The sequence below is a fragment of the Nitratireductor pacificus pht-3B genome (assembly GCF_000300335.1).
GTDB classification, from domain to species: Bacteria; Pseudomonadota; Alphaproteobacteria; order Rhizobiales; family Rhizobiaceae; genus Nitratireductor; species Nitratireductor pacificus.
In genome coordinates, this window is record NZ_AMRM01000003.1 from 22,332 (window position 1) to 49,198 (window position 26,867).

The 26,867-nt window shown below is 64.5% G+C and carries 24 protein-coding genes and 2 tRNA genes; 7 read left to right on the forward strand and 19 right to left on the reverse strand.

The features are described 5' to 3' along the window. Position 1: 1 nt before the first annotated feature. The 7 genes from nuoF to NA2_RS03140 all read right to left on the reverse strand — a co-directional run bounded on the left by nuoF (position 2) and on the right by NA2_RS03140 (position 5,620). On the reverse strand, positions 2-1,306 hold the full coding sequence (gene nuoF, locus NA2_RS03110) for an NADH-quinone oxidoreductase subunit NuoF (RefSeq protein WP_008594076.1): 1,305 nt from the start codon (positions 1,304-1,306) through the stop codon (positions 2-4). Positions 1,307-1,317: 11 nt separating this feature from the next. Then, positions 1,318-2,406 carry an NADH-quinone oxidoreductase subunit NuoE gene (nuoE, locus tag NA2_RS03115; protein WP_008594079.1) on the reverse strand — a complete coding sequence of 363 codons (1,089 nt, stop codon included), beginning with the start codon at positions 2,404-2,406 and terminating at the stop codon, positions 1,318-1,320. After that, positions 2,407-3,597 carry an NADH-quinone oxidoreductase subunit D gene (locus NA2_RS03120; RefSeq protein WP_008594081.1) on the reverse strand — a complete coding sequence of 397 codons (1,191 nt, stop codon included), beginning with the start codon at positions 3,595-3,597 and terminating at the stop codon, positions 2,407-2,409. It lies immediately after the preceding gene. Between the two features lie 66 nt (positions 3,598-3,663). Next, a complete protein-coding gene (locus NA2_RS03125; RefSeq protein WP_081582597.1) occupies positions 3,664-4,032 on the reverse strand; it encodes a four helix bundle protein in 369 nt (122 codons plus the stop codon). Between the two features lie 44 nt (positions 4,033-4,076). Then, the gene (locus NA2_RS03130) at positions 4,077-4,679 is read right to left on the reverse strand and encodes an NADH-quinone oxidoreductase subunit C (protein ID WP_008594085.1); all 603 of its coding nucleotides are present in this window, start codon (positions 4,677-4,679) and stop codon (positions 4,077-4,079) included. A 9-nt stretch (positions 4,680-4,688) separates the two neighbouring features. Beyond that, on the reverse strand, positions 4,689-5,264 hold the full coding sequence (locus NA2_RS03135) for a NuoB/complex I 20 kDa subunit family protein (protein WP_040676601.1): 576 nt from the start codon (positions 5,262-5,264) through the stop codon (positions 4,689-4,691). Further along, the gene (locus NA2_RS03140; protein WP_008594089.1) at positions 5,255-5,620 is read right to left on the reverse strand and encodes an NADH-quinone oxidoreductase subunit A; all 366 of its coding nucleotides are present in this window, start codon (positions 5,618-5,620) and stop codon (positions 5,255-5,257) included. The genes NA2_RS03135 and NA2_RS03140 overlap by 10 nt, the downstream gene beginning before the upstream one ends. Before the next feature lie 390 nt (positions 5,621-6,010). Here NA2_RS03140 and NA2_RS03145 point away from each other — a divergent pair, with 390 nt between their 5' ends. The 4 genes from NA2_RS03145 to NA2_RS03160 all read left to right on the forward strand — a co-directional run bounded on the left by NA2_RS03145 (position 6,011) and on the right by NA2_RS03160 (position 10,588). After that, a complete protein-coding gene (locus NA2_RS03145) occupies positions 6,011-7,225 on the forward strand; it encodes a winged helix-turn-helix domain-containing protein (protein WP_008594092.1) in 1,215 nt (404 codons plus the stop codon). Between the two features lie 460 nt (positions 7,226-7,685). Further along, positions 7,686-8,135, forward strand: a complete 450-nt coding sequence (locus tag NA2_RS03150) for a TadE/TadG family type IV pilus assembly protein (protein ID WP_051011531.1) — start codon at positions 7,686-7,688, stop codon at positions 8,133-8,135. Position 8,136: 1 nt separating this feature from the next. Next, entirely contained in the window at positions 8,137-9,876 is a 1,740-nt protein-coding gene (locus NA2_RS03155) for a pilus assembly protein TadG-related protein (RefSeq protein ID WP_040676604.1), read from the forward strand. Between the two features lie 226 nt (positions 9,877-10,102). Further along, positions 10,103-10,588 carry a hypothetical protein gene (locus NA2_RS03160; RefSeq protein WP_008594099.1) on the forward strand — a complete coding sequence of 162 codons (486 nt, stop codon included), beginning with the start codon at positions 10,103-10,105 and terminating at the stop codon, positions 10,586-10,588. A 142-nt stretch (positions 10,589-10,730) separates the two neighbouring features. Here NA2_RS03160 and NA2_RS03165 read toward each other — a convergent pair. Next, positions 10,731-10,807 (reverse strand) — tRNA-Asp (locus tag NA2_RS03165). 183 nt (positions 10,808-10,990) lie between these two features. Here NA2_RS03165 and NA2_RS03170 point away from each other — a divergent pair. Further along, positions 10,991-11,066 (forward strand) — tRNA-Val (locus tag NA2_RS03170). An 81-nt stretch (positions 11,067-11,147) separates the two neighbouring features. Here the strand turns inward: NA2_RS03170 and NA2_RS03175 are convergent. The 7 genes from NA2_RS03175 to NA2_RS03205 form a co-directional block, all read right to left on the reverse strand. Next, on the reverse strand, positions 11,148-11,903 hold the full coding sequence (locus tag NA2_RS03175) for an ATP-binding cassette domain-containing protein (protein ID WP_008594100.1): 756 nt from the start codon (positions 11,901-11,903) through the stop codon (positions 11,148-11,150). A gap of 3 nt (positions 11,904-11,906) precedes the next feature. Next, a complete protein-coding gene (locus NA2_RS03180; protein ID WP_008594102.1) occupies positions 11,907-13,112 on the reverse strand; it encodes an alanine racemase in 1,206 nt (401 codons plus the stop codon). Between the two features lie 22 nt (positions 13,113-13,134). Beyond that, a complete protein-coding gene (locus NA2_RS03185) occupies positions 13,135-14,094 on the reverse strand; it encodes an ABC transporter permease (RefSeq protein WP_008594104.1) in 960 nt (319 codons plus the stop codon). Positions 14,095-14,154: 60 nt separating this feature from the next. Next, on the reverse strand, positions 14,155-15,219 hold the full coding sequence (locus tag NA2_RS03190; RefSeq protein WP_040676682.1) for a substrate-binding domain-containing protein: 1,065 nt from the start codon (positions 15,217-15,219) through the stop codon (positions 14,155-14,157). A gap of 73 nt (positions 15,220-15,292) precedes the next feature. Further along, on the reverse strand, positions 15,293-16,351 hold the full coding sequence (locus NA2_RS03195; RefSeq protein ID WP_040676607.1) for a substrate-binding domain-containing protein: 1,059 nt from the start codon (positions 16,349-16,351) through the stop codon (positions 15,293-15,295). Between the two features lie 45 nt (positions 16,352-16,396). Beyond that, positions 16,397-17,656 (reverse strand): M20 family metallopeptidase, encoded by a 1,260-nt coding sequence (locus NA2_RS03200; RefSeq protein WP_008594112.1) that lies wholly within the window; start codon positions 17,654-17,656, stop codon positions 16,397-16,399. Continuing rightward, positions 17,653-18,867, reverse strand: coding sequence for an ROK family transcriptional regulator (locus NA2_RS03205; RefSeq protein ID WP_008594116.1), 1,215 nt, complete (start codon positions 18,865-18,867; stop codon positions 17,653-17,655). Before NA2_RS03205 ends, NA2_RS03200 begins: the two co-directional genes overlap by 4 nt. Positions 18,868-19,139: 272 nt before the next feature. On the opposite strand from NA2_RS03205, the gene NA2_RS03210 reads away from it, so the two are divergent. Next, on the forward strand, positions 19,140-20,672 hold the full coding sequence (locus tag NA2_RS03210; RefSeq protein ID WP_008594119.1) for an alkaline phosphatase D family protein: 1,533 nt from the start codon (positions 19,140-19,142) through the stop codon (positions 20,670-20,672). 8 nt (positions 20,673-20,680) lie between these two features. Then, on the forward strand, positions 20,681-21,352 hold the full coding sequence (locus NA2_RS03215; protein WP_040676685.1) for an HD domain-containing protein: 672 nt from the start codon (positions 20,681-20,683) through the stop codon (positions 21,350-21,352). Between the two features lie 80 nt (positions 21,353-21,432). Here NA2_RS03215 and hupB read toward each other — a convergent pair whose 3' ends face one another. The 4 genes from hupB to clpP all read right to left on the reverse strand — a co-directional run bounded on the left by hupB (position 21,433) and on the right by clpP (position 26,836). Next, on the reverse strand, positions 21,433-21,705 hold the full coding sequence (gene hupB, locus NA2_RS03220) for a DNA-binding protein HupB (protein WP_008594123.1): 273 nt from the start codon (positions 21,703-21,705) through the stop codon (positions 21,433-21,435). A gap of 224 nt (positions 21,706-21,929) precedes the next feature. Then, complete coding sequence (gene lon, locus NA2_RS03225; protein WP_008594124.1) at positions 21,930-24,353, reverse strand: endopeptidase La; 2,424 nt, start codon at positions 24,351-24,353, stop codon at positions 21,930-21,932. A 253-nt stretch (positions 24,354-24,606) separates the two neighbouring features. Beyond that, positions 24,607-25,881 carry an ATP-dependent Clp protease ATP-binding subunit ClpX gene (gene clpX, locus NA2_RS03230; RefSeq protein ID WP_008594127.1) on the reverse strand — a complete coding sequence of 425 codons (1,275 nt, stop codon included), beginning with the start codon at positions 25,879-25,881 and terminating at the stop codon, positions 24,607-24,609. A 322-nt stretch (positions 25,882-26,203) separates the two neighbouring features. Continuing rightward, entirely contained in the window at positions 26,204-26,836 is a 633-nt protein-coding gene (gene clpP / locus NA2_RS03235) for an ATP-dependent Clp endopeptidase proteolytic subunit ClpP (protein WP_008594128.1), read from the reverse strand. Positions 26,837-26,867: the final 31 nt, after the last annotated feature.

The window sequence follows — 26,867 nt, forward strand, 5'->3', positions numbered from 1 at the left end:
CTTACTCCGCCGCCACCAGCACCGGGGGTGCCTGGTGGGCGTTGCGGCTGAATTCGTCGATGCGCCGTTCGATCTCCGGTCGGAAATGGCGCACGAGCCCCTGGATCGGCCATGCGGCCGCGTCGCCCAGCGCGCAGATCGTGTGGCCTTCCACCTGCTTGGTCACGTCGAGCAGCATGTCGATCTCGTGCTTCTGCGCCTGGCCGACGACGAGGCGCTCCATCACGCGCCACATCCAGCCCGTACCCTCGCGGCACGGCGTGCACTGGCCGCAGCTCTCGTGCTTGTAGAAATAGGAGAGCCGGGCGATCGCCTTCACGATGTCGGTGGACTTGTCCATGACGATCACGGCGGCGGTGCCGAGGCCGGATTTCAGCTCGCGCAGGGCATCGAAATCCATCGGCGTGTCGATGATCTCGTGCGCGGGAACCAGTGGCACCGAGGAGCCACCCGGAATCACCGCCAGAAGATTATCCCAGCCGCCCCTGATGCCGCCGCAATGGCGCTCGATCAGCTCGCGGAAGGGGATCGACATCTCCTCTTCCACCGTGCACGGGTTGTTCACGTGGCCTGAGATGCAGAACAGCTTCGTGCCCTTGTTGTTCTCGCGCCCGAAGGAGGAGAACCACGAGGCGCCGCGGCGCAGGATTGTCGGCGCGACGGCGATGGACTCAACGTTGTTGACGGTGGTCGGGCAGCCATAGAGACCGACATTGGCCGGAAACGGCGGTTTGAGGCGCGGCTGGCCCTTCTTGCCCTCCAGGCTTTCCAGAAGTGCGGTTTCCTCGCCGCAGATATAGGCGCCCGCGCCGTGATGGACGTAGACGTCCATGTCCCAGCCGTTCTTGTTGTTCTTGCCGATCAGGCCCGCGTCGTAGCACTCATCGATGGCGCGCTGCAGCGCCTCGCGCTCGCGGATGAACTCGCCGCGCACATAGATGTAGGCCGCGTGTGCGCCCATGGCGAAGCCGGCGATCAGGCAGCCCTCGACCAGCGTGTGCGGGTCGTGGCGCATGATGTCGCGGTCCTTGCAGGTGCCGGGCTCGGACTCGTCGGCGTTGACGACCAGATAATGCGGCCGGTCGCCCGGATCCTTCGGCATGAACGACCATTTCAGGCCGGTCGGGAAGCCGGCGCCGCCGCGGCCGCGCAGGCCGGACGCCTTCATCTCGTTGATGATCCAGTCGCGGCCCTTGTCGATCAGGCCCCTGGTGTTGTCCCAGTGGCCGCGCGCCATGACGCCCTTGAGCGAGCGGTCGAACTGGCCGTAGATATTGTTGAAGATGCGGTCCTTGTCAGCGAGCATGCTCTAGTCCCTCACCGTGGCTTCTTGCCGAAGACTTTGATGTATTCGGCCTCGCCGCCCTTGGCGAGCGCCTTGGCCTGCCTGACCCAGTCCTCGCGCTCGATGCGGCCGTGAAAACTCAGGTAGCCGTCGACCCATTCACGCTCGGCCTTCTTCCACTTCGAGACCTGCGCGAAGGTGAAGATGCCGAGATCGTGCAGGATGCCCTCGATCTTCGGGCCGACGCCGGAGATCATCTTGAGGTCGTCGACGGCGGACGGCCGGGCGATGCCCTGCGGACGGTTCTTGTCCTCGAGGCTCGGCTTGGCCGCCTTCTTTGCCCGCGCCTTCCCGGCCGATCCCTCGTCAGCCTTCACCGGCGACGGCGATGCGATGGCCTTGGCCGTCTCGACGGCATCGGTCTTCGGCCTGGCGGCCTTCGACGGCGGCACCCTGGCGCCCGTTGCCCCGGCTGCGGTGGCCTTGGCGCGGCCCTTGCCGGTGACCGCCTTCTCGTCGGTCAGCGCGGTCAGGCCGCCCATCGGGGCGGAAAAGATGCGGTCCACCTGCGGGCCGGTCCTGACACTATCGCCCCTGCCCGCCTCGAACTCGTCGATGATCTCGTCGAGACGCTCCGGCGTCAAATCCTCATAGGTGTCCTTGAAGATCATCACCATCGGCGCGTTGACACAGGCGCCCTGGCACTCGACCTCCTCCCAGGAGAGCGTGCCGCCCTCATTGGTGTGGAAGGGTTCCGGATGGATCTTCGACTTGCACAATTCGATCAGCTCGCCGGCGCCGCGCAGCATGCAGGGCGTGGTGCCGCAGACCTGGATATGCGCGCGGGTGCCGACCGGGGCCAGCTGGAACTGGGTGTAGAAGGTCGCCACCTCGAGAACGCGGATCAGCGGCATGTCGAGCATGTCGGCCACGTGCTCGATGGCGGCGCGGGTGACCCAGCCGTCCTGCTCCTGCGCCAGCATCAGCAGCGGGATGACTGCCGACTGCTCGCGCCCCTTGGGGTATTTCTTGATCCAGCGCTTCGCCTCCGTGCCCATGGCGCGGGAGAAGGCGAAGGATGCCGGCTGGACGGCTTCGTCTGCGAGACGGCGGACTGACATTTATCTGTCTACCTCACCAAACACGATGTCGAGGGAGCCAAGGACGGCGGAGACGTCGGCCAGGAGATGGCCGCGGCACAGGAAATCCATGGCCTGGAGATGCGCGAAGCCCGGCGCGCGCAGTTTGCAGCGGTAGGGCTTGTTGGACCCGTCGGAGACGAGATAGACGCCGAACTCGCCCTTCGGCGCTTCGACGGCGGCATACACCTCGCCCTCAGGAACGCGATAGCCTTCCGTGTAGAGCTTGAAGTGATGGATCAGCGCTTCCATCGAGCGCTTCATCTGGCCGCGCTTGGGCGGAACGACCTTGCCGTCCATGTTGGAGACCGGACCGGTGCGCTGCGCGCCCAGAAGGCGATCGACGCACTGGCGCATGATCTTCGCCGACTGGCGCATCTCTTCCATGCGGATCAGATAGCGGTCGTAGCAATCGCCGTTCTTGCCGATGGGGATGTCGAACTCCATCTGCGGATAGCATTCGTAGGGCTGGCTCTTGCGCAGGTCCCAGGCCGCGCCCGAGCCGCGCACCATCACGCCGGAGAACCCCCAGGCCCAGGCGTCCTCCAGGCTGACGACGCCGATGTCGACGTTGCGCTGCTTGAAGATGCGGTTGCCGGTCAGGAGGTCGTCGAGGTTCTTCACCGTCACCAGGAACGGGTCGATCCACTTGCCGATGTCCTCGACCAGATGGTCGGGAATGTCCTGATGGACGCCGCCGGGACGGAAATAGGCGGCGTGCATGCGCGCGCCGCAGGCGCGCTCATAGAACACCATCAGCTTCTCGCGCTCCTCGAAGCCCCAGAGCGGCGGGGTCAGCGCGCCGACGTCCATCGCCTGCGTGGTGACATTGAGGAGATGCGACAGGATGCGGCCGATCTCGGAGAAGAGGACGCGGATCAACTGGCCGCGGATCGGCACTTCGATGTCCAGAAGCCGCTCGACAGCGAGCGCGAAGGCGTGCTCCTGGTTCATCGGCGCGACATAGTCGAGCCGGTCGAAATAGGGCACGGCCTGCAGGTAGGTCTTGGCCTCGATCAGCTTCTCGGTGCCGCGATGCAAAAGGCCGATATGCGGATCGACGCGCTCGACGACCTCGCCGTCCAGTTCCAGCACCAGACGCAGAACACCGTGCGCGGCCGGGTGCTGCGGGCCGAAATTGATGTTGAAGTTACGAACGGATGCTTCAGGCATGACGCATGGCCCCTTCGCGGCCAGAGCGAATAGCGAATAGCGAATAGCGAATAGAAAGCGATCCCATCATGCCGATTTTTCCTGTAACCGCCGGATCATTGATCTAATCATCTTTCCAATCTCTTCGGCAGCCTGGAGCAAATCCTGCAGCCTGTTTTCTTCCAAGAAACTCAACCGCGACGCCAGCATCAGATGCGTCTCAAGCTCTTTTAGCGAACCCTGCGCAATGCGCAGAAACTGAACAAAGGGGCCGGTTAGTTTGCGACCATGCCCTTCGGCGATGTTCGCAGGTATCGAGCTCGCCGACCTTCGAATCTGGCTCGTAAGACCGTAGGTCTCTGAGGCAGGGAAGCCGCTAGTAGCGCGATAGCACTCCGTCGCCAGATCCATCGCCGCTTTCCATACCAGAAGGTCCCGATACGAGTTGATCACCAACCCCGCCCCTCTATTCGCTATTCGCTACTCCCTATTCGCTTCATTCACTCTTTCGCCTTTTCATCGCCCGGCAGGACGTAATCCGTCCCTTCCCAGGGCGAGAGGAAATCGAAGTCGCGGAACTCCTGGCGCAGTTCGACCGGCTCGTAGACGACGCGCTTGGCGTCATCGTCGTAGCGCACCTCGACAAAGCCCGTCAGCGGAAAATCCTTGCGCAGCGGATGCCCCTCGAAGCCGTAGTCGGTCAGGATGCGGCGCAAGTCCGGATGGCCGGTGAAGAGTACGCCGTACAGATCGTAGATCTCGCGCTCGAACCAGTCGGAGGCCGGGAAGACCTCGACTGTCGAGGGGACCGGCGTGTCCTCGTCGGTCGACACCTTGACGCGTACCCGCTGGTTCTGGCGCGGCGACAGGAGGTGGTAGACCACCTCGAAACGCTTGGCGCGCGCCGGGTAGTCGGCGCCCGAAATATCGATGAAGGCGTAGAACTGGCACTGCACGTCGTTCTTCAGAAAGGTCAGGACATCGACGATGTCGCCCGGCTCGACCAGGAAGGTCAGTTCGCCGTAAGCAACGACCGCATCCTGAATCTGCGCGTCGAGCTTTTCCGTGACGTAGGCCGCCAGGTCCTTCAGCGCTTCGCTCATCATTCGCCTCTAACGTTCGATCGTGCCGGTGCGCCGGATTTTCTTCTGCAGAAGAAGAATGCCGTAAAGCAGGGCCTCGGCCGTGGGCGGGCAGCCCGGCACATAGATATCGACCGGCACCACGCGGTCGCAGCCGCGCACCACGGAATAGGAATAGTGGTAGTAGCCGCCGCCATTGGCGCAGGACCCCATCGAGATGACGTAACGCGGCTCGGGCATCTGGTCGTAGACCTTGCGCAGCGCCGGCGCCATTTTATTGGTCAGCGTGCCGGCGACGATCATCACGTCCGACTGGCGCGGTGAGGCGCGCGGCGCGATGCCGAAACGCTCGGCGTCGTAGCGCGGCATCGAGACATGCATCATCTCGACGGCGCAGCAGGCGAGACCGAAGGTCATCCACATCAGCGAGCCGGTGCGCGCCCAGGTGATCAGCGCTTCCGAGGAGGTGACCAGAAAACCCTTGTCGGAGAGTTCGCTGTTGATGCCGGCGTAAAACGGATCGTCCGCCCCGAGCGGATTGCCGGTGTGCGGATCGACAAGGCCCTTCGGCTGCGGGGCGATGAGGGTGCGGTCGCTCAATCCCATTCCAGCGCTCCCTTCTTCCATTCATAGATGAAGCCGATGGTCAGAACGCCCAGGAAGATCATCATCGACCAGAAGCCGAGCCAACCGATCTCGCCGAAGGAGACGGCCCACGGGAACAGGAACGCCACTTCCAGATCGAAGATGATGAACAGGATCGCCACCAGATAGAAGCGCACATCGAACTTCATGCGCGCATCGTCGAAGGCGTTGAAGCCGCACTCGTAGGCCGACAGCTTCTCCGGATCGGGATCGCGATAGGCGACGATGAAGGGCGCGACCACCAGCGCAAGACACACCACCAGCGCCACGCCGATGAAAATGACTATGGGTAGGTATGAACTCAGAAGCTCGTTCATGGTCCGACTTTCCGTTGCCCGCCGCGGGCGAGGCTGCGTATTGGGTCCCGATTCGGGGCCTGGACACCCGTCAGCCTTAGCGGCAAGGCAAGGCTCATGTTGCAATGCGGCGAGCGTTAGCGCAGGGCGCTTGAGGACGCAAGTCAAACCTTGGCCAGATTGCGGCATTGTGCAAGCGCCGACAGGCGGCAAGCCGCGGCAAACCGGGCGATCGGCGCGTTGTTCACAACCACGCCATGGCGGCCGCTGAACGCCGGATCCGAGGCGCGCTCCCGGCGCGGATGTCAGGAGAACCCTCCCCTTACGGGCAATCGGGTGGCGGCGGCTCGGCGAAACCGCTACGCCTTTGCAACGGAACATAACGGGAATCACCTGGAGGTTCGTGGAGGTATGATGCGCAGGGAACGACTCACTCCCGGCGAGGTGCGGCGAATAGCCCTTGCGGCACAAGGTTTTGCCGACCGCACCCCTGCCGGCGATGTCACGCGGCGGCATGTGCGGCGCGCACTCGACCGGACGGCGCTGCTGCAGATCGATTCCGTCAACGTGGTGGCGCGGGCGCATCTGATGCCGCTTTTCTCGCGGCTTGGCCCCTATGCGACGGACCTGCTCGACCGAGCCGCGGCGCGCAAACCGCGCATGCTTTTCGAATACTGGGCGCACGAGGCCTCCCTCCTGCCCGTCGAGACCCAGCCCCTGCTGCGCTGGCGGATGGCGCGCGCCGAGCGCGGCGAAGGCATCTACAAGCAGCTCGCCCGGTTCGGGCGGGAAAGGCGCGACTTCATCAACCGCGTCCACGACGAGGTTGCCGCGCGGGGTCCGATCGCCGCGTCCGACTTCGAGGGCGAGAAAGGAAGCGGCGGCTGGTGGGGCTGGAGCACCACCAAGCATGCCCTCGAATGGCTGTTCTGGAGCGGGCGCATCACCACCCATTCGCGCCGGCCAAGCTTCGAGCGGCTCTACGACCTGCCGGAACGTGTCCTGCCGGAAGCCGTCGTCAACACGTCCACACCGGACGAGGTCGACGCGCAGCGCCGGCTGATCGCCATCGCGGCGCGATCGCTCGGCGTCGCGACGGAAGCGGACATGCGCGACTATTTCCGCCTGTCGCCGGTCGCCTCAAAGGCGCGGGTGGCCGAACTCGTCGAAGAAGGCGAACTGACGCAGGTCGAGATCAGGAACTGGCGGCAGCCGGCCTATCTGCATCGCGACGCCCAGCTGCCGCGCAAGCTGAACCGAGCCGCCCTGCTCGCTCCCTTCGATCCCGTCGTGTGGGAACGCCAGCGCGCCGAGCGGATCTTCGGCTTTCGCTACCGCATCGAAATCTATACGCCGGCGCACAAGCGGGTGCATGGCTACTATGTCCTGCCCTTCCTGCTCGGCGACAGGATCGTGGCGCGTGTCGACCTGAAGGCCGATCGCGGGCGGAAGCGCCTCATGGTGCAGGCCGCGCATCTGGAACCGGGCGCACCGGATCATACAGGCGCGGCGCTGCTGCGGGAGCTCGAAATCATGGCCGGCTGGCTCGGCCTCGAACGCGTGGAGGTCGCCGGACGCGGCAATCTTTCCAGAGCGCTGCTCGATCTCACCCGCGCACCCGCCTGACCATCCGGCCGCGCACTCCTGCAAGGCAACGCGCCTTCCGGCAAGCAAGTCAAAGCTTCAGGCAGAAAACCGCGCAATTGACCTAGGGTCACGTCTTGCATCCACTCATAATTGAAAAATAAATGTTCTCTCCCATGGATTGTTTCCCGCGAGACGAAGAAACATTCGACTTACAACTGCTCCAAAAGTACTTAAAACCTAAAATTCATGGATTTACAATTTTCGGGTGCATGCATGGCCGCCAAAGCCCTTGCATTTCCCTTGGGAAAGCGAGCTCCGCCAGAAAACAAGTTAATTGCAAGCAGCACTTGCAGAACTCTAAGTTGCCATGTATGGTGAATGCGCATATTAATCTATAGTTGCAAAATATTCATTGAAGTAACCTTTGATTGCATAAATCAAGACTATAAGTTTATATTCTTGTTTATACTTTATTTATTCCTCGGGCCGGATGCTTCTCATGGGCTCGGGAGTATGTGTCGTGAAGAAAGCAGTTTTTCGGAATTTCCTACATCGAACAAATGGCGCCGCCGCACTGGAGTTTGCGATCATCGCACCCGTCTTCTTCATGACGGTCTTCTCCATGATCGCTTATGGAATCTATCTGGGCGCGGTCCATTCGGTTCAACAGGTCAGCGCCGACGCGGCACGCGCTGCGGTCGCGGGCCTGTCTCAGGCGGAGCGGCAGACCCTCGCCCGCGATTACATCCAGCGCTCGCTGATGCGCCATCCCTTCATCGATGCGCACCAGGTCAAGGTCGACGTCGCCGATGACAGCGCAAATCCGAACCAGTTCACGGTGAGCGTCAGCTACGACGCCTCGCATCTGCCGATCTGGTCGCTCTATACCTATGCGATGCCGGACAGCGAGATCAGTGGCTTTTCGACGATCCGCATCGGGGGATTGTGACATGGCGCGCCTGTCAAGACGCTTGCGCGGGCTGACGCGCGACAGGAACGGCAATGTCGCGACATTGTTCGCCCTGATCCTGCCGGTGATGATCGGCTGTCTGGCGCTCGGCGTGGACTACGGAAACCTGACGCTGCAGCAGCGAAAGCTGCAGAAGACGGCGGACCTCGCCTCCATCGTCGCCGCTTCCGACATCAAGAACGCCGAAGCGGCGGTCTCGCAGTTCTTCTCCCTGAACAACGAGCAGATCGCCGTCGAGACACCGGACGGCCTGCTGCTCGACGGCCACTATCTGCCGCAGGAGAACTACATCGAGCAGGCGAAGCGTGGAATCGCCCGCCTTGTGCGCGGGCGGTATTTCCCCGATCCAGCCGTCGCCAGCAATCTGCGGTTCGTCGAAATGACGACCGCTCCGGACGCCGCGAAAGTAACGATCAGAAAAGAAGGCGTCCTGTACTTCGGATCGCTGTTCAGCGACCCACCGCCGATCGGCGTTGTTGGCACGGCTTCTGCGGAAAAGCTTGCGGGCTTCTCCATCGGCTCACGCCTCGCCAGCCTCGACGGCGGCATTCTGAACGGCATCCTCGGGCAGATGCTCGGCACCACGGTGTCGCTCAAGGCCATGGACTACGAGGCCCTGCTCGACGCCGACGTCAATGTGCTGTCCTTCGTGAACACGCTGGCGACGCGGCTCAGCCTGACCGGCCTCACCTATAAGGAGATCCTGCAGACCGACCTGACCATGCCGCAACTCCTCTCGGCTATGCGCCTGACGAGCGGCGTGCCGGGAACCGTGCAGGCGGTGCTGCGGACGCTGGAATCACTCACGTCGAAGACCAGCAGCACCTTCAAGCTCGAGCAGTTGCTGAACCTCGATCCGAAGGGTCCCCTGACCGTCGCCACGGGTGCGCCCTGGGACATGAAGATCGGCGCGCTGGAAATGATCACGGCGGCGGCAGCGCTGTCGAACGGCGGTCACCAGATCGAGATCGGCAGCGGTATCAACCTGCTCGGACTTGGCGCCGTTAAGCTCAGCCTCGCCATCGGCGAGCCACCCGTCGGCACGCCGCCTCATGCGCTGGCGCCGATCGGCACCGCGGTCAGGACGGCGCAGACGCGGCTCAAGCTGGACGTGGAGATCAACGGTCTGCAGCTTCTCGCAGGCACCAAAATCCATTTGCCACTCTATGTCGAGGTGGCCCATGCGGAGGCGCGTATCGCCGACATCCAGTGCTCCGCCGCATCGACCACCAGCGGCACCGTGGCGATCGATGCGGTGCCCGGCGTGCTTGAGATCGCTATCGGCGACGTCGATCCGTCCGTCCTGTCGAACTTCTCCGACGAGGCGCGGGTGACCAAGGCGCAGCTCGTCAATGCGGCCGGGCTGGTCAAAATCTCCGGCAAGGCCCATGTCGAAACCAAGAACCTGCAGATGTCGCGCCTCACCTTCTCGGGGTCCGACATTTCGCAGCGCCGTATAAAGAGCGTCTCGACCAAGGACATCCTCGGTTCGACCACCGCGACGCTGCTGCAGAACCTGGACCTGGACGTGCGCGTCCTGACGCTGTCGCTCGGCCTCGAGCCGCTTCTCAAGGCCGCGCTGGCTGCCACACTGTCCAGCGTCGCCCAGCCGATCGACACGCTGCTCTACAACGTGCTGGCGCTCGTCGGGGTGAAGGTCGGCGAGGCCGACATCCGCGTTACCGGCGTCAATTGCGAGCGCCCGGTGCTGGTCCAGTAGCCGGCCGGGCCTCTCCCACCAGTCACCCGCACCTCCACCCTGCCCCGCGGCCGACGTCGCGGGGCTTTTTTTGCCTCGCCGTTCCCCGCGGGGTCGCAGGGTCCGATGCGGGAAAGCCGGACGGCCGTCCAGGTGCCTTCCGTTCACGCGCGCGCAATTCACCCTTTGAAGACACGCAGCGTCGTCCTATCCGTGGAAACGAACCCGATTCGGGAAAGGACCACCCATGAACCGCACAGCCTCAGCCTTCCTGCTCGTCACCGGCTTCACCGGCCTGCTCGCCGCCCTCAGCTTCGCCCTGCAGGTCAAGGGCTACGGCTTCGGCAGCCTCGGCATCGCGCGCCTCGACGAGGTCGCCAGCTCCGCGACCTTCGTGCCGCTGGCCGCGCTCTACGCCCTGGCGGGCGCGTTGATCGCCATCCTGCCGCTGCGCGCCGCCGGCCTCGTCCACGCGAACGCCGCCACGCCCGTCTATTCGACGACGCTGGTCCTGCTGGCAACGATCGTCGGCCTGCAGATCGCCCGCTTTGCTTTCGGCAATGACGGCGCGCTGTGGGTCCTTCTCGACTGGCGGTTCGGCTTTGCCGGCGCGGTCATCGCAGCGCATCTGTTCCTCGATGCGCTGCGCCGCAACGCGCTGCTGCGCACGCTCGCCTTCATCGGCTTCTGCGCGGCGACCCTTGCCTGCCTCTATTGGAGCTTTCGCCTGTAGACCGCAGAGGCCGGTGTGTCGGGCGCGGAAGCGTCCGATGCCTTCACCCGGAAGACGGTCGGTACACCTGATCGGGGAAAGCGAAACCGCTAAATGGTTGAAGATTTTGCGCTTTGCGCGATGGCCACTTTCCGTAGGAAAGTGGCGCGAGTGACGGGGCTCGAACCCGCGACCTCCGGCGTGACAGGCCGGCACTCTAACCAACTGAGCTACACCCGCGCTTGAAGCGCTCCGCCGAAGCAGAAGCGCGTCGTGGGCGGTGAATTAGGCGGTTCTGACGGAGGTGTCAAGCAGGGTTGGCATGCTTTATCGCAGTTTGTTGCAATTGGCCCGAATGCCGCGCCCGAATGGCATTTTTGCTTGCGATGAGACGGCGAACCGCCTAAACGGACCGCGTGGAATGGGCGATTAGCTCAGTTGGTAGAGCGCTTCGTTTACACCGAAGATGTCGGCAGTTCGAGCCTGTCATCGCCCACCATTCTTCTCAGGCTTTTGCACAGGAAATGCCGCGCTTGGCGGCGCGCGGACCGGCATGATGCATGCCGGCGGGCGGCTCTCGTCACGCCACGCCGGTGATCATCGAGACGATCTCGTTCTTGTCGGTCTTCGCGGTCTCGCGCACGCCCACCTGCACGCCGCGCCGCAGGACGCAGATGCGGTCCGACAGGCGGAACACCTGGTCGAGGCTGTGACTGATGATGAGCGTCGCCATGTTGCGCTCCTTCAGCGCCAGCACGATCTTCTCCACCTTCGCCGTCTCGGCGACGCCGAGCGCCGCCGTCGGTTCGTCGAGCAGAATGAGCTTTGTCGCCCAATGGGTGGCGCGTGCGATCGCCACGCCCTGACGCTGGCCGCCCGACAGATCGCGAATCACGGCGCTGGCCGAGGGAATCCGCACGTCCAGCTCGTCGACCAGCTTCTGCGTCTCCTGCATCATCGCCTTGCGGTCGAGCAGGCCGAAGGGGCCACGCAACCTCTCGCGGCCGAGGAACAGGTTCATGTAGACCGGCTGCTGGTCAGCCAGCGCCAGATCCTGATAGACCACCTCGATGCCGCTCGAGCGCGCCTTGCTGGCATCGGAAAAGCTCACCGGCTCGCCGTCGAGCGCGATGGAACCGGAGGTCGGCGCGTGAACGCCGGAGATGATCTTGATCAGGGTCGACTTGCCGGCGCCGTTGTCGCCGACCAGCGCGACGATCTCGCCGGCCCGCAGATCCAGCGAGAAATCCTCGATGGCGACGACGCCGCCGAAGGATTTGTGGATGTTGTTCAGCTCCAGGACTGGCCTTGCGGCCGCTTCTACGGTTCCGGTCATGGCTTACCTCAGTTCCGGCCAGTCTTGCGCGACGCCGAAGGGGTTCTCGATGGTTTCGACGCGCGGCTCGCCCCGCGCGATCCCCGAAACGCCGACCGTGAAGCCGCGCTTGACGAAGGCCTGCCCACGGAAGCCGAACACGACGCTGTCGCCGGTCTTCGGCTTGACCTGGCCTGTCGTGTCGATCATCCCGTAATAGTCGATTGCCGAGGTGGACGGGATCTCGACGCTGGCGAGCGCGCCGGCCGAGGCGGTCGGCTCGGCGGCGACGATGGCCTTCACGTCATAGTCCGGGAAAACCGGGTCGATGTAGAGCCCGCCGCCAAAGCAATAGGCGCGCTCCTGGTGCAGGTGCGACACCTCGGTCAGGTAGAGCATGGCCGGACGTTCGGGCAGATCCTCCACCGCGTGCAGCGGGGTGGTGCCGTGCAGGCCGTTGCCGGGTTCACACTGGGTGGCGCCCGCCTCGGCCAGGATGTCGAGCACGATCGAAGAAGTGGTGCCCGGCGCGTTGATCTCGATGTCGCCGCGCCCGCCCTTCGCCAGCGCCGCCGCGGCGCGCGCCAGCGTCGTCAGATTGTGGGTCGGCAGGACCTTCCTCTTCTCCTGATCGAAGAGAAGCGCGGGAAATGTCGTCAGCCCGGCGAAGCGGGCGCCGTCGAGCGCATCGATCATCGCCGCCACATCGGCGACCTTGTCCGCCGGGAAGCCGCCCTCATGCCCGCGATAGAAGGTGTCTCCGGCGGTCTGGATGCGCGCCATGAGGTCCTGCGTGCGCCCTGCCCGCTTGGCGGCTGCGGCGGCCTCCCCGGCCTTCTCGCGGCTGAACACGGTCCAGTAGTCGGGCCGTAGCCGGGAAGCGGCCATGTCGGCCTCGAAGCGGGGGATCTGAACCAGATGCCCCAGATGGCCAACCTTCAGCCCCGCCCTGTCGCAGGCGACGGCGCAGGCCATGTCGACAGCGACCGCGCGATCGATCCCGCCCCGCATGATGGCCTGGCAAAAGCCGCTGTTGCGCCCGACCTGCTTGGTCATGGCGAAGACCTTCAGGCCGTGCCGGTCGGCTGCGGCGCGAAACAGCCGCGCGTTCTCCTCGACGGCGTCGAGATCGAGAACGAAGGAATTGGCAGGGATGCGGCCTTCCTGATGCAGGCGGATCGCCGCCTCGATGAAGGAAGGATTTCGGCGTCTCAGCACGTCGAGGAACATGGACTTCTCCCGGAAACTGGCGTCAGGCGCGGCTGGTGCCACGCAGTGAAATGGCTACGGCGAACAGGATGATGAGACCGCGGACGATCATCTGGTCGGAAACCGACAGGCCCATCAGGATCAGGCCGTTGTTGAGCATGCCCATCATCAGCGACCCGACCAGGGCGCCGACGACGGACCCCTTGCCGCCGTTCAGCGCCGTACCGCCGACGATGACGGCGGCGATGACAGTCATCAGGTCGCTTTCGCCGAGCGTGTATTTCGCAGCCTGCAGGCGGCCGGCATAGAGCAGGCCCGCAAGGCCCGCACAGCCGCCGCTGACCATCAGCACGGCCAGGCGGATGCGCGGCACCTTGATGCCGGAGACCTGCGCGGCGCGCGGATTGTCGCCGGTGGCGATCACATGCGCGCCGAACCGGGTCTCGCGATAGATCAGGTGGCCGATGATGACCGCGCCCAGCGTCCACAGGATCAGCGAGGGAATGCCGAACAGCGATCCCGAGCCGAAGAAGCCCGTGAAGACGTCGCTGATGACGGGGATGGAGCGCAGATCGGTCATCGAGCGGGCGACGCCGGCGAACAGCCCCATCGTCGCCAGGGTGACGAGGAAGGACGGCAGGCGCAGATAGGCGACCAGCGCACCGTTCAGCCAGCCGATGGCGAGCCCGGCTCCCAGGCCCGCCAGGATGCCGAGCAGCATGGAATGCTCCTGCATCACCACGGCGGCCGAAAGGGCTGCCACCGCCACGATGGAGCCGAAGGAGAGGTCAATCTCACCGGCCGACAGGACAAAGACGAGGCCGATCGCCATGATCGTCGCCGGCGCCGTCTGGAGCACGATGTTCGACAGGTTTCGCGTGGTCAGGAAGCCGTCATCGGCGAGCGTGACCGCGAAGAAGAGGAAGATCGCGATGAAGCCAAGATAGATGACGCTGCCCTGTAGATCGAACTTTCTGGCAATCGCATGCGTGCGCTGGAACATGTCGTATCTCTGAACGAACTTTTCGGGTGGGCAGGCCGCCGGCGCGCCCTGCCGGGATTGCTATTGGGCGGCTGCCTTGACGCTGTCCGGCGGCTGCCGGTTCATCGACTGCATCCAGCCATCGACCACATTGCCGGGACCGACCGCGAGCGCATCGACGACGAGGAACGGCTCGACCGGCTTGTCGAGGAGGCCGGCGGCCGCGGCGCGCGCGGCGGTGACGCCGATCTGGTAGGCCTCGTCTGCGACGATCGCGGCGATGTTGCCGCCCTTCAGCATGTCGAGCGCGGCCGGCTCGTTGAGGTCGATCGTCACCACCTTGGTGCGGTCGTTCGACTGCTGGCGCAGGACGGACAGGACGCCCAGCGCCGGCTCGGCCCACGGCGTGTAGATGCCGTCGAGATCGGGATTGCGCGACAGCATGGCGCTGGCGATGTCCTCGGCATTGGCCGGGTCCGTCATGCCCGATTCGATGACGATCTCGATCTCCGGATAGGCGTTCTCGATGGTCCATTTGAACGCGCCGTCGCGCTGGTTGGTCACCGGGAAGTCGGCATCATGGAACATGTAGCCGACCTTGCCCTTGCCGCCCATGGCGTCGGCCAGTGCGATCGCCGCCTTGTTGCCGATCTGGAAGAGATCAGCGGAAACCACGGTCGTATAGTCCTTGCCGTGGGTGAAACCCTGAACCGCATTGTCGATGAAGACCAGTTCCACACCGGCATCCCTAGCCGGGCCGTAGACCGTTTTCGCCGTTGGCGGGTCGATCGGCAGCGAGATGATGATCGAGGGATCGCGCGCCATCACCGTCTCGACATCGGCCTTCTGGCGCGCGGTGTCGAAACCGGCATCGGTTTCCGCCACGACCTCGATGCCCAGCCGGGCGAACTCGTCCTTGGCGCCCTGGGCGACGGCGTTGGACCAGTCGTACAGCTCGTGCCAGACCAGCGCGGCCGTGTGCTTACCGGACCTGACGGTTTCGATCTCCGCGTCGCTCAGGGTGAGCGATGCGGCGGGCGTCGGCGCCTCGCCATTCGGCCCGACGGTTTTTGGCTGATCGGCGAATGCGATGGCGGCGCTCGTTGCGAGAAGCGGCATCGCGGCAAGCAGAGCCTTGAGTTTCATGTCCATTCCTCCCGAATATGTGGATCGGAGCCGGCGCCGCATGGCGACCGGCTCGCACGGATCCGTTCCGGCTTCACTTCCCGGCTTCGACCACGCTCTTCGGCGCATCGACACGCAGGGACTGCTGCCAGGCTTCCTTGACGTTGTCCGCGGTCGCGGTGACGGCGGGCGCCACGATAAAGGGCGGCGTTTCCTCGCCCAGAAGCGCGCGCGCTCCCGTGGCGGCCATGGCGCGACCGAGCTCGTAGGCCTCATCGGCGACGAGGGCCGTGACGTTTCCGCCGCGCACCATGTCCAGCGCCACCGGCTCCGACAGGTCGAGCGTGACGACTTTGGTGGTCTTGTTGCCATTGGCGCGCAGGGCGGCGAGAACGCCTTCCGCCGGGCCGGCCCACGTGACGTAGATGCCGCCGAGATCAGGGTTCTTCAGAAGCATCGCGTTGGCGATCTCCTCGGCGCGCGCCGGATCGCTGATGCCCTGCTCGGCGACGATCTTCATGTCCGGATAGTCCTTCTCCACCGTGGTCTTGAAGGCGTTGTCGCGCTGGTTGGTGACGTAGTAGTCGGCATCGTGGAAGATCCAGCCGACCGTGCCCTTGCCACCCATGACCTTGGCCAGCGCGTCGGCGGCCTGCTTGCCCATCTGGAAGAGATCGTCGGTGACGATCGCGGCGTAGTCGGCCGGATGCTTGTAGTCCTTCGGCAGGTTCGACAGGAAGACGAGCTTGACGCCCTCGCTCTTCGCCTGCTCGAAGGCGGCGGCCGAGGTCACCGGATCGAGCGGCAGGGACAGGACGATGTCCGGCTTCTTGGCGAGCGCGGTCTCGATGTCGCTGCGCTGCTTGGCGGCGTCGAAGCCGGCGCTGGTCGTCGCCACCACCTCGATGCCGAGGCGCGTGAACTCGTCCGTCGCGCCGGCCGTCACGGCGTTCACGAAGTCGGACTGGTCGTGCCACAGAAGCGCGGCGCGATGCTTGCCCTCCTTCAAAGTGGCGACCTTGTCCTCAGGGACGGTGATGCTGGCGGACGGCGTCGCCGTCTCGCCCTGCGGGCCGACGGTCTGCGCATAAGCGGCAGAGCCAAGCAGCATGCTTGCGACGGATGCGGCATAGAGCATTTTTCTGATAGACATGACGTTCTCCTCTTTCCCCTGTTCTGGCGTCCGACTTCCGGACGCTTATGCTTCTTCAGTTCCGCAATACCCGGCGATGAAGGCCGCAAAGCCCACGACACCGGCGAAATACTCCTCGAGATTCACCCGCTCCTCGAGCGTGTGGCAGTTGGTGATGTCGCCCGGCGCGCAGTAGACGGCCGGGCAGCCGATCTGGTTGATCAGGAAGGGCGATTCCGACCAGTAGGGGGCGCCCGCAATGCTGCCGCGGCCCGGTAGGACACCGTCCATCACGGTGCTCAGAAGACGGATTTCGGCAGAATCGGGATCGGTCTCCGCCGGCGAACCGCCATGGCTGTGGTCACGACCGGCGGGATAGGCGATCTCGACCGAGATGCCGGGCGCGTTGGCAGCGCTCCGGATGGCCGCCTCCAGTTCCCGGACCGCTTCGTCGAGGCTTTCGCCCGGAAGCAGCTTGCGGATCAGCGAGAACCGGCATTCGCCGGGCACGGCGATATAACCGCCGCCCTCGATGCCCGTCACCAGCGCGAAGGCGCGTCCCACGAGGGGATGGCTGGCGCGGGCGGCGATGGCGTCGGAATGGCGCCAGACTTCTTCCAGAATGCGGTGCGTCGCCTTCAGCGCGTCGACGCCCTGTTCCGGGACACCGAAATACGCGGATTTGCCGGTAACGGTCACATCGGCGATGAAGAAACCCATCTGCGCGGCGAAAACCTCGAGCCGGGTCGGCTCCACATAGACGGCGAAGTCGGGCGTCGCCACGGCGCCGGAGAGAATACGCCGCGTCATGTCCTTGATGCCGGCGCTGACGCCGGTGCCCGGCTCGCCGCTTTCCTCGTCGCCGACGAAGGCATAGGCGATATCGCCCTTGAGCCGAAGGCCGGCGCTGTCGATGAGGTGGAGCGCTGCCAGCGAGGCCGCGATGCCGGCCTTCAGATCGCCCGTGCCGCGCCCCCAGATCTCGCCATCGACGATCGCGCCGCCGAACGGGTCCTCGCGGTCCGTGCCCTTCCAGTGCTCTTCCCAGCCGCGCACATGCACGGTGTCCGTGTGGCCGATGAACAGCAGGCGCGGCCCCTCGCCTGCCCCCTGCCGCTCACCCCAGAGATTGGGGCGACCGGGCAGGAAATCCGCCTTCTGCGGCGCGAGGCCGAGCGCCGCCATCCGCTTTTCGAGAAAGGCGACGACATTCGCCTCGTTGCCGGTGACGCTCTGGCAGGCCACCGCGCCCCTGAACAGGTCGAGCGCGGCGTCGCGGTCGAGATGAGCGTTCAGCCGCTCGAGGAGCGCCGCGACGGGCTTCATTGCGCCGCCTCCACCAGCTTGACCACCTTTGCCGGCGGCAGGGAGATTTCGGCGCCGGGAACGCCGCCCGCGAACAGCGTCGTGTGCAGATGGGTAAGACCGACGGCGGCGCCGCCGACGATGGCAACGCGCGAACCGAGCTCCGACACGCCGATCTCGACCGGATAGGGGAAGCACTGCGGCAGGAATTCGCGAACGCGGTTGACCAGTTCGGCCCGGCCGCCGATAGAGCCGCCCAGAACGACCTTGCCGGGATTGGTGATGGCGCAGATCGAGGCGACGGCCCGGGCGACATAGCGGGCCGTTTCCTCCAGCACCTGCAAGGCCGCCGCATCGCCCTTGCCGGCGGCGTCGAAAATGCCGGGGACATCGAGCCCCCTGCCGGCGATCTCCTGATAGCGCCGGCGGATGCCGACCGTGCCGGTCACCCGCTCCAGCGCGCCGACCTTCAGGGATTCCGCCTCGAACGGGTCGGTGCCGAACGGCAGGAAGCCCAGTTCGCCGGCCGCGTTGCCGAAGCCGCGCACGAGCGTGCCGCCGACCATGACGCCGGCGCCGATACCGGTCCCGAGCGCGATATAGGCAAGATCATCGACGCCCGTGGCGCTGCCGATCCAGTGCTCACCGATGGCGGCGAGATTGACGTCGTTCTCGAGCAGGATCTCGACGCCCAGCTCAGCGCCAAGCGCCGCCTTCACATCGAGCGTGTCGAAGCCCGAGACGTTCGGCGCCATGACCACGCGGCCGTGCTGCGGGTCGGGAACGCCCGGCACGCCGACGACCGCCATGCGCAGCTTCTCATAGGCGATGCCGTTGTGCTCCGCCGCCTCGCGACACAGGCGGGCGATCTGGCGCACCACGTGCAGCCCCCCGCGCTCGTCGGTCGGCTCGGTCACCTCGGCCAGCACCTGGCACGAGAGGTCGGCGATCGCCGCCCTCACCTTCGTGCCGCCCAGATCAATCGTTGCGATGCAGGCGGCATCCGGCACGATCTCGTAGGTGACGGCGGAGCGCCCGACATGGCCGCTGGTGCGGCCCGTCTCGCGAATCCACCCGTCGTCTTCAAGCTGGCGGGCGATCTCCGAGATGGTCTGCTTGGAAAGACCGGTCTGCTTGGCCACGCTGGCGCGGGAAATCGGCCCGCAATGAACGATCGCCTCCATCACCATGCAGAGGGAGAACTGGCGGGAAATGCGCGGGGCGTCGTTCACGGCTTCTCTTTTAGTTCGTTCCATTACCGAACTAATTACACGAGACCGCGAAACCGTCAAGCGCGGATGGTGAACCCGACCGCGAAACCATCGAGAGATTCCCGCATCTTCTGCCACGGGCCGGCGCGACGCGCGCCTGCCTGCGTCCCGCGAAACGGGGCGTTTCCCGCCCGCCCTCTTCTCCCGCCAGCGTGTCACATGCGCTTCAAGCTGCCCTGCTACCTGCCCCGCGAACCCCTCGACTGAGATCCGGAAAAGAAAGAGAAATCAAAATGAAGCGGCGTGACTTACTGATCGGCGGCATGGGCCTCGGCGCGACCCTGGCAATGCCGCGTCTTGCCTTCGGCCAGACGGCGCGGTTCGACAGGGACCCCTTCCAGCTTGGGGTCTCCTCGGGCGAGCCGACCTCCACATCGATCACGCTGTGGACAAGACTCGCACCTGACCCGCTGGTTCCGGGCGGCGGGCTCGAACCACGGCCCTATGCGGTCGATTGGGTCCTCGCTTCCGACGAAGCCCTCGGGGCGCCGGTGGCGCGCGGCACGGCGATCGCCACGCCGGAGATGGCGCACAGCGTGCGCGTCACCGTGCAGGGCCTCCAGCCCGGCCGTCACTACTGGTACCGCTTCACCGTCGGCGATGCGACGAGCGTCACCGGGCGGACGAAAACCCTGCCCGACCTGCGCCTCAGCACCGGACAGGTCCGTTTCGCCACTGCCTCCTGCCAGCATTTCGAGCAGGGCCTGTTCGTCGCCTACGATCACATGGTGGAAGACGATGTCGATTTCGTGCTTCATCTGGGCGACTATATCTATGGCGTCTCGCGCGGCGAATTCCGCCACCACACACGCAAGGACGTTCCCGTCACGCTCGAGGACTACCGGCTGCGGCACGCGCTCTACAAGACCGATCCGCATCTCCAGAAGGCGCATGCCTCCTTTCCCTTCATGGCGGTGATGGACAATCACGACGCCCTGAAGGACGTGGACCTCACGCCGGAGGCGCTGGCCCAGCGCGCGGCCGCCTATCAGGCCTGGTTCGAGCACATGCCGATGGCCGGCGGTTACACGGCCGGCAGCCGGTCGATCTATACACATGGATCCCTCGATTTCGGCGATCTCCTGCGCCTCAACATCCTCGACACGCGCCAGTTCCGCGACAACGAGGATCTTTGCCGCGAGGCCGCCGACCCGGACTATGGCTTCACCATCTACCGTCCGGCCTGCGCGGATGTCACCGCGCCGGGCCGCACCACGCTCGGCGCGGCGCAGGAAGCCTGGATCGCCGACCGTTTCGCCACGTCACGGCAGCGCTGGAACGCCACGGCGTCGAGCGTCCTGTTCGCCCCGTTCGCCATGCAGCACGGGGGCGACACCTTCCGCTACGAAAGCTCCTGGGACTATTACCCGGAGAACCGCAAGCGGCTGATCGGCGCGATGAAGGAGACCGGCCTGTCGAACCCCGTCGTCCTGTCCGCCGACATCCACTCCAACTGGGCCATCGACATTCCCGAGGATCCCGACGAACCGGAGAGCGCTCCGATCGGCTCCGAAATGCTGGCGACCTCGATCAGCTCCGGCTGGCCGCAGCCGCTGGATGCGCCGATGAAGGATAATCTGACGTACAATCCGCATGTCCATCACTACGATTCCAGCCAGCGCGGCTACATGCTGCACGACGTGACGCCGGAAAGCTGGACAACCGCGATGCGCGTTGTGGATACGATCGAATCCGCGCAGGCTAAGGTCTCGAATCAGGCCCGCTTCGCCATCGAGCATGGCAAGGCAGGCGTTCAGAAGGCATGACGCAATCCATGGACACACTCTCCGCCTGGCAAGCCCGCTTCGAGCAGGACCTGCAGAACGCCTGGGGCGATGCGATCGACGGCAGCCACGATCTCGGCCATGTGCGGCGCGTCTGGCTCAATTGCCGGCGCATCGACGCCGGCGAGACCGCGACATGCGACGCGCATGTGCTGCTCGCGTCGGCCTACTTCCATGATCTGGTCAATCTGCCGAAGAACGCTCCCGACCGCAGCCAGGCTTCACGGCGCTCTGCGGAAGCCGCCTCGGCGATCCTTTCGGGACATGGCTGGAACGAGGACCGCGTCCGCGCCGCGGCGCATGCCATTGAGGCGCACAGCTTCTCCGCCAGCATCGCACCCCGGACGCAGGAAGCGCGTGTGTTGCAGGACGCCGACCGGCTGGAAGCCCTTGGAGCGCTCGGCATCGCCAGGACCTTCTACATCGCCGGCAAGATGGATGCGTCCCTGTTCGATTTCGACGACCCACTGGCCGGCAACCGGCCACTGGACGACAAGCGCTTCGCGCTCGACCATTTCGCGAGCAAACTGCTCGGGCTTGCCGCGACGATGCAAACGGAGACGGGCCGGGCCCTGGCGGAGAAGCGCAGCGCCGTCCTGCTGCAGTTCCGCGACCAGCTCGCCAGCGAGATCGGCGCGGGCATGCAGGACGCGATTGCCTGAAAGCCAGTCCGCAAAGCACTATGACCAAAAGAAAAGCCGGGCTTGAACCCGGCTTTTCTTGCATTCAATGAGGGCTGCGATCAGTTGACCGCATCCTTCAGGCCTTTACCGGCCGAGAACTTCGGCACGTTGCGGGCAGGAATCTGAACGGCGGCACCCGTCTGCGGGTTGCGACCGGTCGAGGCTTCACGCCGCGAAACGGAGAAATTGCCGAAGCCGACGAGGCGCACGTCCCCACCCTTCTTGAGTTCGCCTTCGATGACGGCAAACACCGCATCGACCGCGGACTGCGCGTCACCCTTGGAGAGATTGGCCTCTTCGGCGACTGCGGATACGAGCTCGTTCTTGTTCATGTGGATTACCCCTTCCTGATAAGGACCAAAGTGATGCGACTCACCCGGCTCGGCGTACTCTAGGGATTAGCGCGCCTGCCACCAAGCGGGAAATGCCGGAAAGACAGCTCGAAACCCATGTTTTCCGGGGTTTTCGACAGAAAAGCCGAGTCCAGGGACCCGGCTTCTGCAATTTCCTTCCGGTCGCCGCGACGGACGGGCGTCAGGGCGGTCCGCCCGGAGACTCAGTGGGCGACCGTCTGGCCGGCCGTGTCGGCCACCTCGACCTTCGCCGGCTCGACCGGTTCGACCCATTCGATCGGCTCCGGCATGCGAACCAGAGCATGCTGGAGGACCTCGCCGACGCGGCTGACCGGCACGATCTCGAGGCCGTTCTTCACATTCTCCGGAATGTCGGCCAGGTCCTTGGCGTTCTCCTCGGGAATGAGCACCTTCTTGATGCCGCCGCGAAGTGCTGCAAGCAGCTTCTCCTTCAGGCCGCCGATCGGCAGGACGCGGCCGCGCAGGGTGATCTCGCCCGTCATGGCGATGTCCTTGCGGACCGGAATGCCGGTCATGATCGAGACGATCGACGTCGCCATGGCCACGCCCGCGGAGGGACCATCCTTCGGCGTCGCGCCTTCCGGCACGTGCACATGGATGTCCTTCTTGTCGAAGACCGGCGGCTCGATGCCGAAATCGACGGCGCGCGAGCGGACATAGGATGCCGCCGCCGAAATCGATTCCTTCATCACGTCGCGCAGATTGCCGGTGACGGTCATCTTGCCCTTGCCGGGCATCATCACGCCTTCGACCGTGAGCAGTTCGCCGCCCACTTCCGTCCACGCGAGACCCGTCACGACGCCAACCTGATCCTCGCCCTCGACCTGGCCGAAACGGAAGCGCGGCACGCCGAGATAGTCGGCGAGATTGTCCTCCGTCACCTCGACCGAAGCCTTGGCGTCGTCCTTCTTGGCGTTGCGCAGGATTTCCGTCACCGCCTTGCGCGCCAGCTTCATCAGCTCGCGGTCGAGGTTACGGACGCCGGCTTCCCGCGTGTAGGTGCGGATGATCGCCTGCAGCGCGCCGTCGGTGACCGAGAACTCCTTCGCCTCGAGCGCATGCTCGCGGATCGCCTTTGGCAGCAGATGCCGCTTGGCGATCTCCACCTTCTCGTCCTCGGTGTAGCCGGCAATGCGTATGATCTCCATGCGGTCCATCAGCGCCGGCGGAATGTTCAGCGTGTTGGCGGTGGTGACGAACATCACGCTCGACAGGTCGTATTCCACCTCGAGATAGTGGTCCATGAAGGTGCCGTTCTGCTCGGGGTCCAGAACCTCCAGCAGGGCCGAAGACGGGTCGCCGCGGAAATCCATGCCCATCTTGTCGATCTCGTCGAGCAGGAAGAGCGGGTTGGACTTCTTCGCCTTCTTCATCGACTGGATGACCTTGCCGGGCATCGAGCCGATATAGGTGCGGCGGTGACCGCGGATCTCGGCCTCGTCGCGCACACCGCCCAGCGCCATGCGCACGAACTCGCGGCCGGTCGCCTTGGCGATCGACTTGCCGAGCGAGGTCTTGCCGACGCCGGGAGGACCGACGAGGCACAGGATCGGCCCCTTCAGCTTCTTCTGCCGGCTCTGCACGGCCAGGTACTCGACGATGCGCTCCTTGACCTTCTCCAGGCCGAAATGATCCGTGTCGAGCACTTCCTCGGCGAATTCGAGGTCTTGCTTGACCTTGCTCGGCTTCTTCCACGGAATGGAGAGCAGCCAGTCGAGATAGTTGCGCACGACGGTCGCCTCGGCCGACATGGGCGACATGGTCTTGAGCTTCTTCAGCTCCGCCTCGGCCTTCTCGCGCGCCTCCTTGGTGAGCCGCGTCTTCTTGATGCGCTCTTCCAGTTCGGCGGCTTCGTTGCGGCCGTCCTCGCCCTCGCCCAGCTCCTTCTGGATCGCCTTCATCTGCTCGTTCAGATAGTATTCGCGCTGGGTCTTCTCCATCTGGCGCTTGACGCGCGAGCGGATGCGCTTCTCCACCTGCAGCACGGATATCTCGGCTTCCATGAAGCCCATGGCCTTTTCGAGCCGCTCACGCACGGAAAGCGTGGCGAGCATCTCCTGCTTCTCGGGGATCTTGATCGCCAGATGCGAGGCGACCGTATCCGCCAGCTTCGAGTAGTCCTCGATCTGGTTGGCGGCGCCGACGACCTCGGGCGAAATCTTCTTGTTGAGCTTCACATAGTTCTCGAAATCGGAGACCACCGAGCGGGCCAGCGCCTCGATCTCGATCTCGTCCTCCTCCGGCTCGGGCAGCAGTTCCGCATAGGCCTCGTGATACTCCTCACGGTCCGTATAGCGCTTGACGCGCGCGCGGCCGGTTCCCTCGACGAGCACCTTGACGGTGCCGTCGGGCAGCTTCAGCAATTGCAGGACATTGGCGAGCGTTCCCAGATCGTAGATGCCGTTCGGCTCCGGATCGTCGTCGGCGGCGTTCATCTGGGTGGCGAGAAGGATCTGTCGCTCGGCCCCCATCACCTCTTCCAGCGCCTTGATCGACTTGTCGCGGCCGACAAACAGCGGAACGATCATGTGCGGGAACACGACGATGTCACGCAGCGGCAACACCGGATACAGAGTTTCACCGGCAGTCTTGGGGGATTGCGTCATTTTTCAGCCTTTCAAACCACGGCCGCTCAGGAGCCGACCGTGGAACAGAGTCTAACCGGCCAGAGGGTTGTCCGCCAGAAGCATCCGCACTTTGCGCAACGCGTGCCCGGAAAACCACCCCGCCCTCGTTAACCCCTTAGTTGGAGTTACGGACCGAGAAGATCAAGGGCTTACGCAATACGCACGGTCCGGACGCGGGACAAACCGCCTGTACGCGGCGGCGCCGGCCCGAAACGGGACCGGCGCAACGGGCTTACGCGCTGGCGTTGCCCTTTTCCTTCTCGCGCTCCGCATAGATGTAGAGCGGGCGGGCATTGCCGGCGACGACCTCGTCGGAGATCACGACTTCCTGGACGCCTTCCAGAGCCGGCAGCTCGAACATGGTGTCGAGCAGGATCGATTCCATGATCGAGCGCAGGCCGCGCGCGCCGGTCTTCCGTTCGATCGCCTTGCGGGCGATCGCGGCAAGCGCGTTCTCATGGAAGGTCAGCTCGACATTCTCCATGTCGAACAGGCGCTGATACTGCTTCACCAGCGCGTTCTTCGGCTCGGTCAGGATCTGCACCAGCGCCGGCTCGTCGAGGTCTTCCAGCGTCGCCAGGATGGGCAGGCGACCGACGAATTCGGGGATCAGGCCGAACTTCAGGAGATCCTCCGGCTCCACCTGGCGGAAAAGCTCGCCGGTCTGCCGGTCCTCGGGCGAAGCCACATTGGCGGCGAAGCCGATCGAGGTCTTGCGGCCGCGGTCGGAGATGATCTTGTCGAGGCCGGCGAAGGCGCCGCCGCAGATGAACAGGATGTTCGCCGTATCAACTTGCAGGAACTCCTGCTGCGGATGCTTGCGGCCGCCCTGCGGCGGCACGGAGGCGACCGTGCCTTCCATGATCTTGAGAAGCGCCTGCTGGACGCCCTCGCCCGAAACGTCGCGCGTGATCGACGGATTGTCGGACTTGCGGCTGATCTTGTCGATCTCATCGATGTAGACGATGCCGCGCTGGGCGCGCTCGACATTGTAGTCGGCCGACTGCAGCAGCTTCAGGATGATGTTCTCGACATCCTCGCCGACATAGCCGGCTTCGGTCAGTGTCGTGGCGTCGGCCATGGTGAAGGGCACATCGATGATGCGCGCCAGGGTCTGCGCCAGAAGCGTCTTGCCGCAGCCGGTCGGGCCGATCAGCAGGATGTTCGATTTCGCAAGCTCGACATCGGCGCTCTTTGACGCGTGGGCGAGCCGCTTATAGTGGTTGTGCACGGCGACCGAAAGGACGCGCTTGGCGTAGGGCTGGCCGATCACGTAGTCGTCGAGGACAGCGAGGATCTCCTGCGGTGTCGGAACGCCCTCGCGCGACTTCACCATCGAGGTCTTGTTTTCCTCGCGGATGATGTCCATGCACAGTTCGACGCATTCGTCGCAGATGAAAACCGTCGGCCCGGCGATGAGTTTGCGGACCTCGTGCTGGCTCTTGCCACAGAAGGAACAGTACAGCGTGTTCTTGGAATCTCCGCCGCCGCTGCTGACCTTGCTCATGTCTTACGTCCTTTCACTACCACCGGCACGCCGACCCGCTCAGCCGGGCGGTTGAACCGCATCGGGCGCCGTTCCAGCGCCTCCGTGGCGATCCATCTTCCGTTTCGGAGCGAACCACAAATCCGAAATCGCGGCAACAACACCGAGCCCCCATGCAAAACTTGGCGGTGGAAACTCAATATAGGCTTAACGTAGGCGTTCACAGACCGGCTGCAAACATAAAATTGTGACCGAATTGACGCAATCGACCGCGAATGCGCGCCGAACGGCGCCATTCCCGGCCGATCATGGGTCGTCGCTGGTTCCGTCGCGGGCTGGAGAATCAGGAGCCGGCTACCTTTTCGGCCGCTTCGCGCGAGCTCATCACCTTGTCGATCAGGCCGAATTCCCTGGCCTCATCGGAGGTCATGAAGTGATCGCGGTCGAGCGTCTTCTCGATGGTCTCGTAGTCCTGCCCCGTGTGCTCGACATAGACCTCGTTCAGGCGCCGCTTCAGTTTGATGATGTCCTGGGCGTGGCGCTCGATGTCGGAGGCCTGGCCCTGGAAGCCGCCCGAAGGCTGATGCACCATGATGCGCGCGTTCGGCGTGGCAAAGCGCATGTCCTTGTGGCCGGCGCACAGGAGCAGCGACCCCATGGACGCCGCCTGGCCGATGCACAGGGTGGATACGGCCGGCCGGATGAACTGCATCGTGTCGTAGATCGCCATGCCGGAGGTGACCACGCCACCCGGCGAGTTGATGTAGAGCGCGATCTCCTTCTTCGGGTTCTCGGCTTCGAGGAACAGGAGCTGCGCGCAGACGAGTGAGGCCATGCCGTCCTCGATCGGACCGGTGATGAAGATGATGCGCTCCTTGAGGAGGCGCGAGAAGATGTCGTAAGCCCGCTCGCCCCGGTTCGTCTGCTCGACGACCATGGGCACCAGATTCATGGCGGTATCGACGGGATTCGGCATGAAAACACCTTTCGGTTTGAAACAGCGCGCC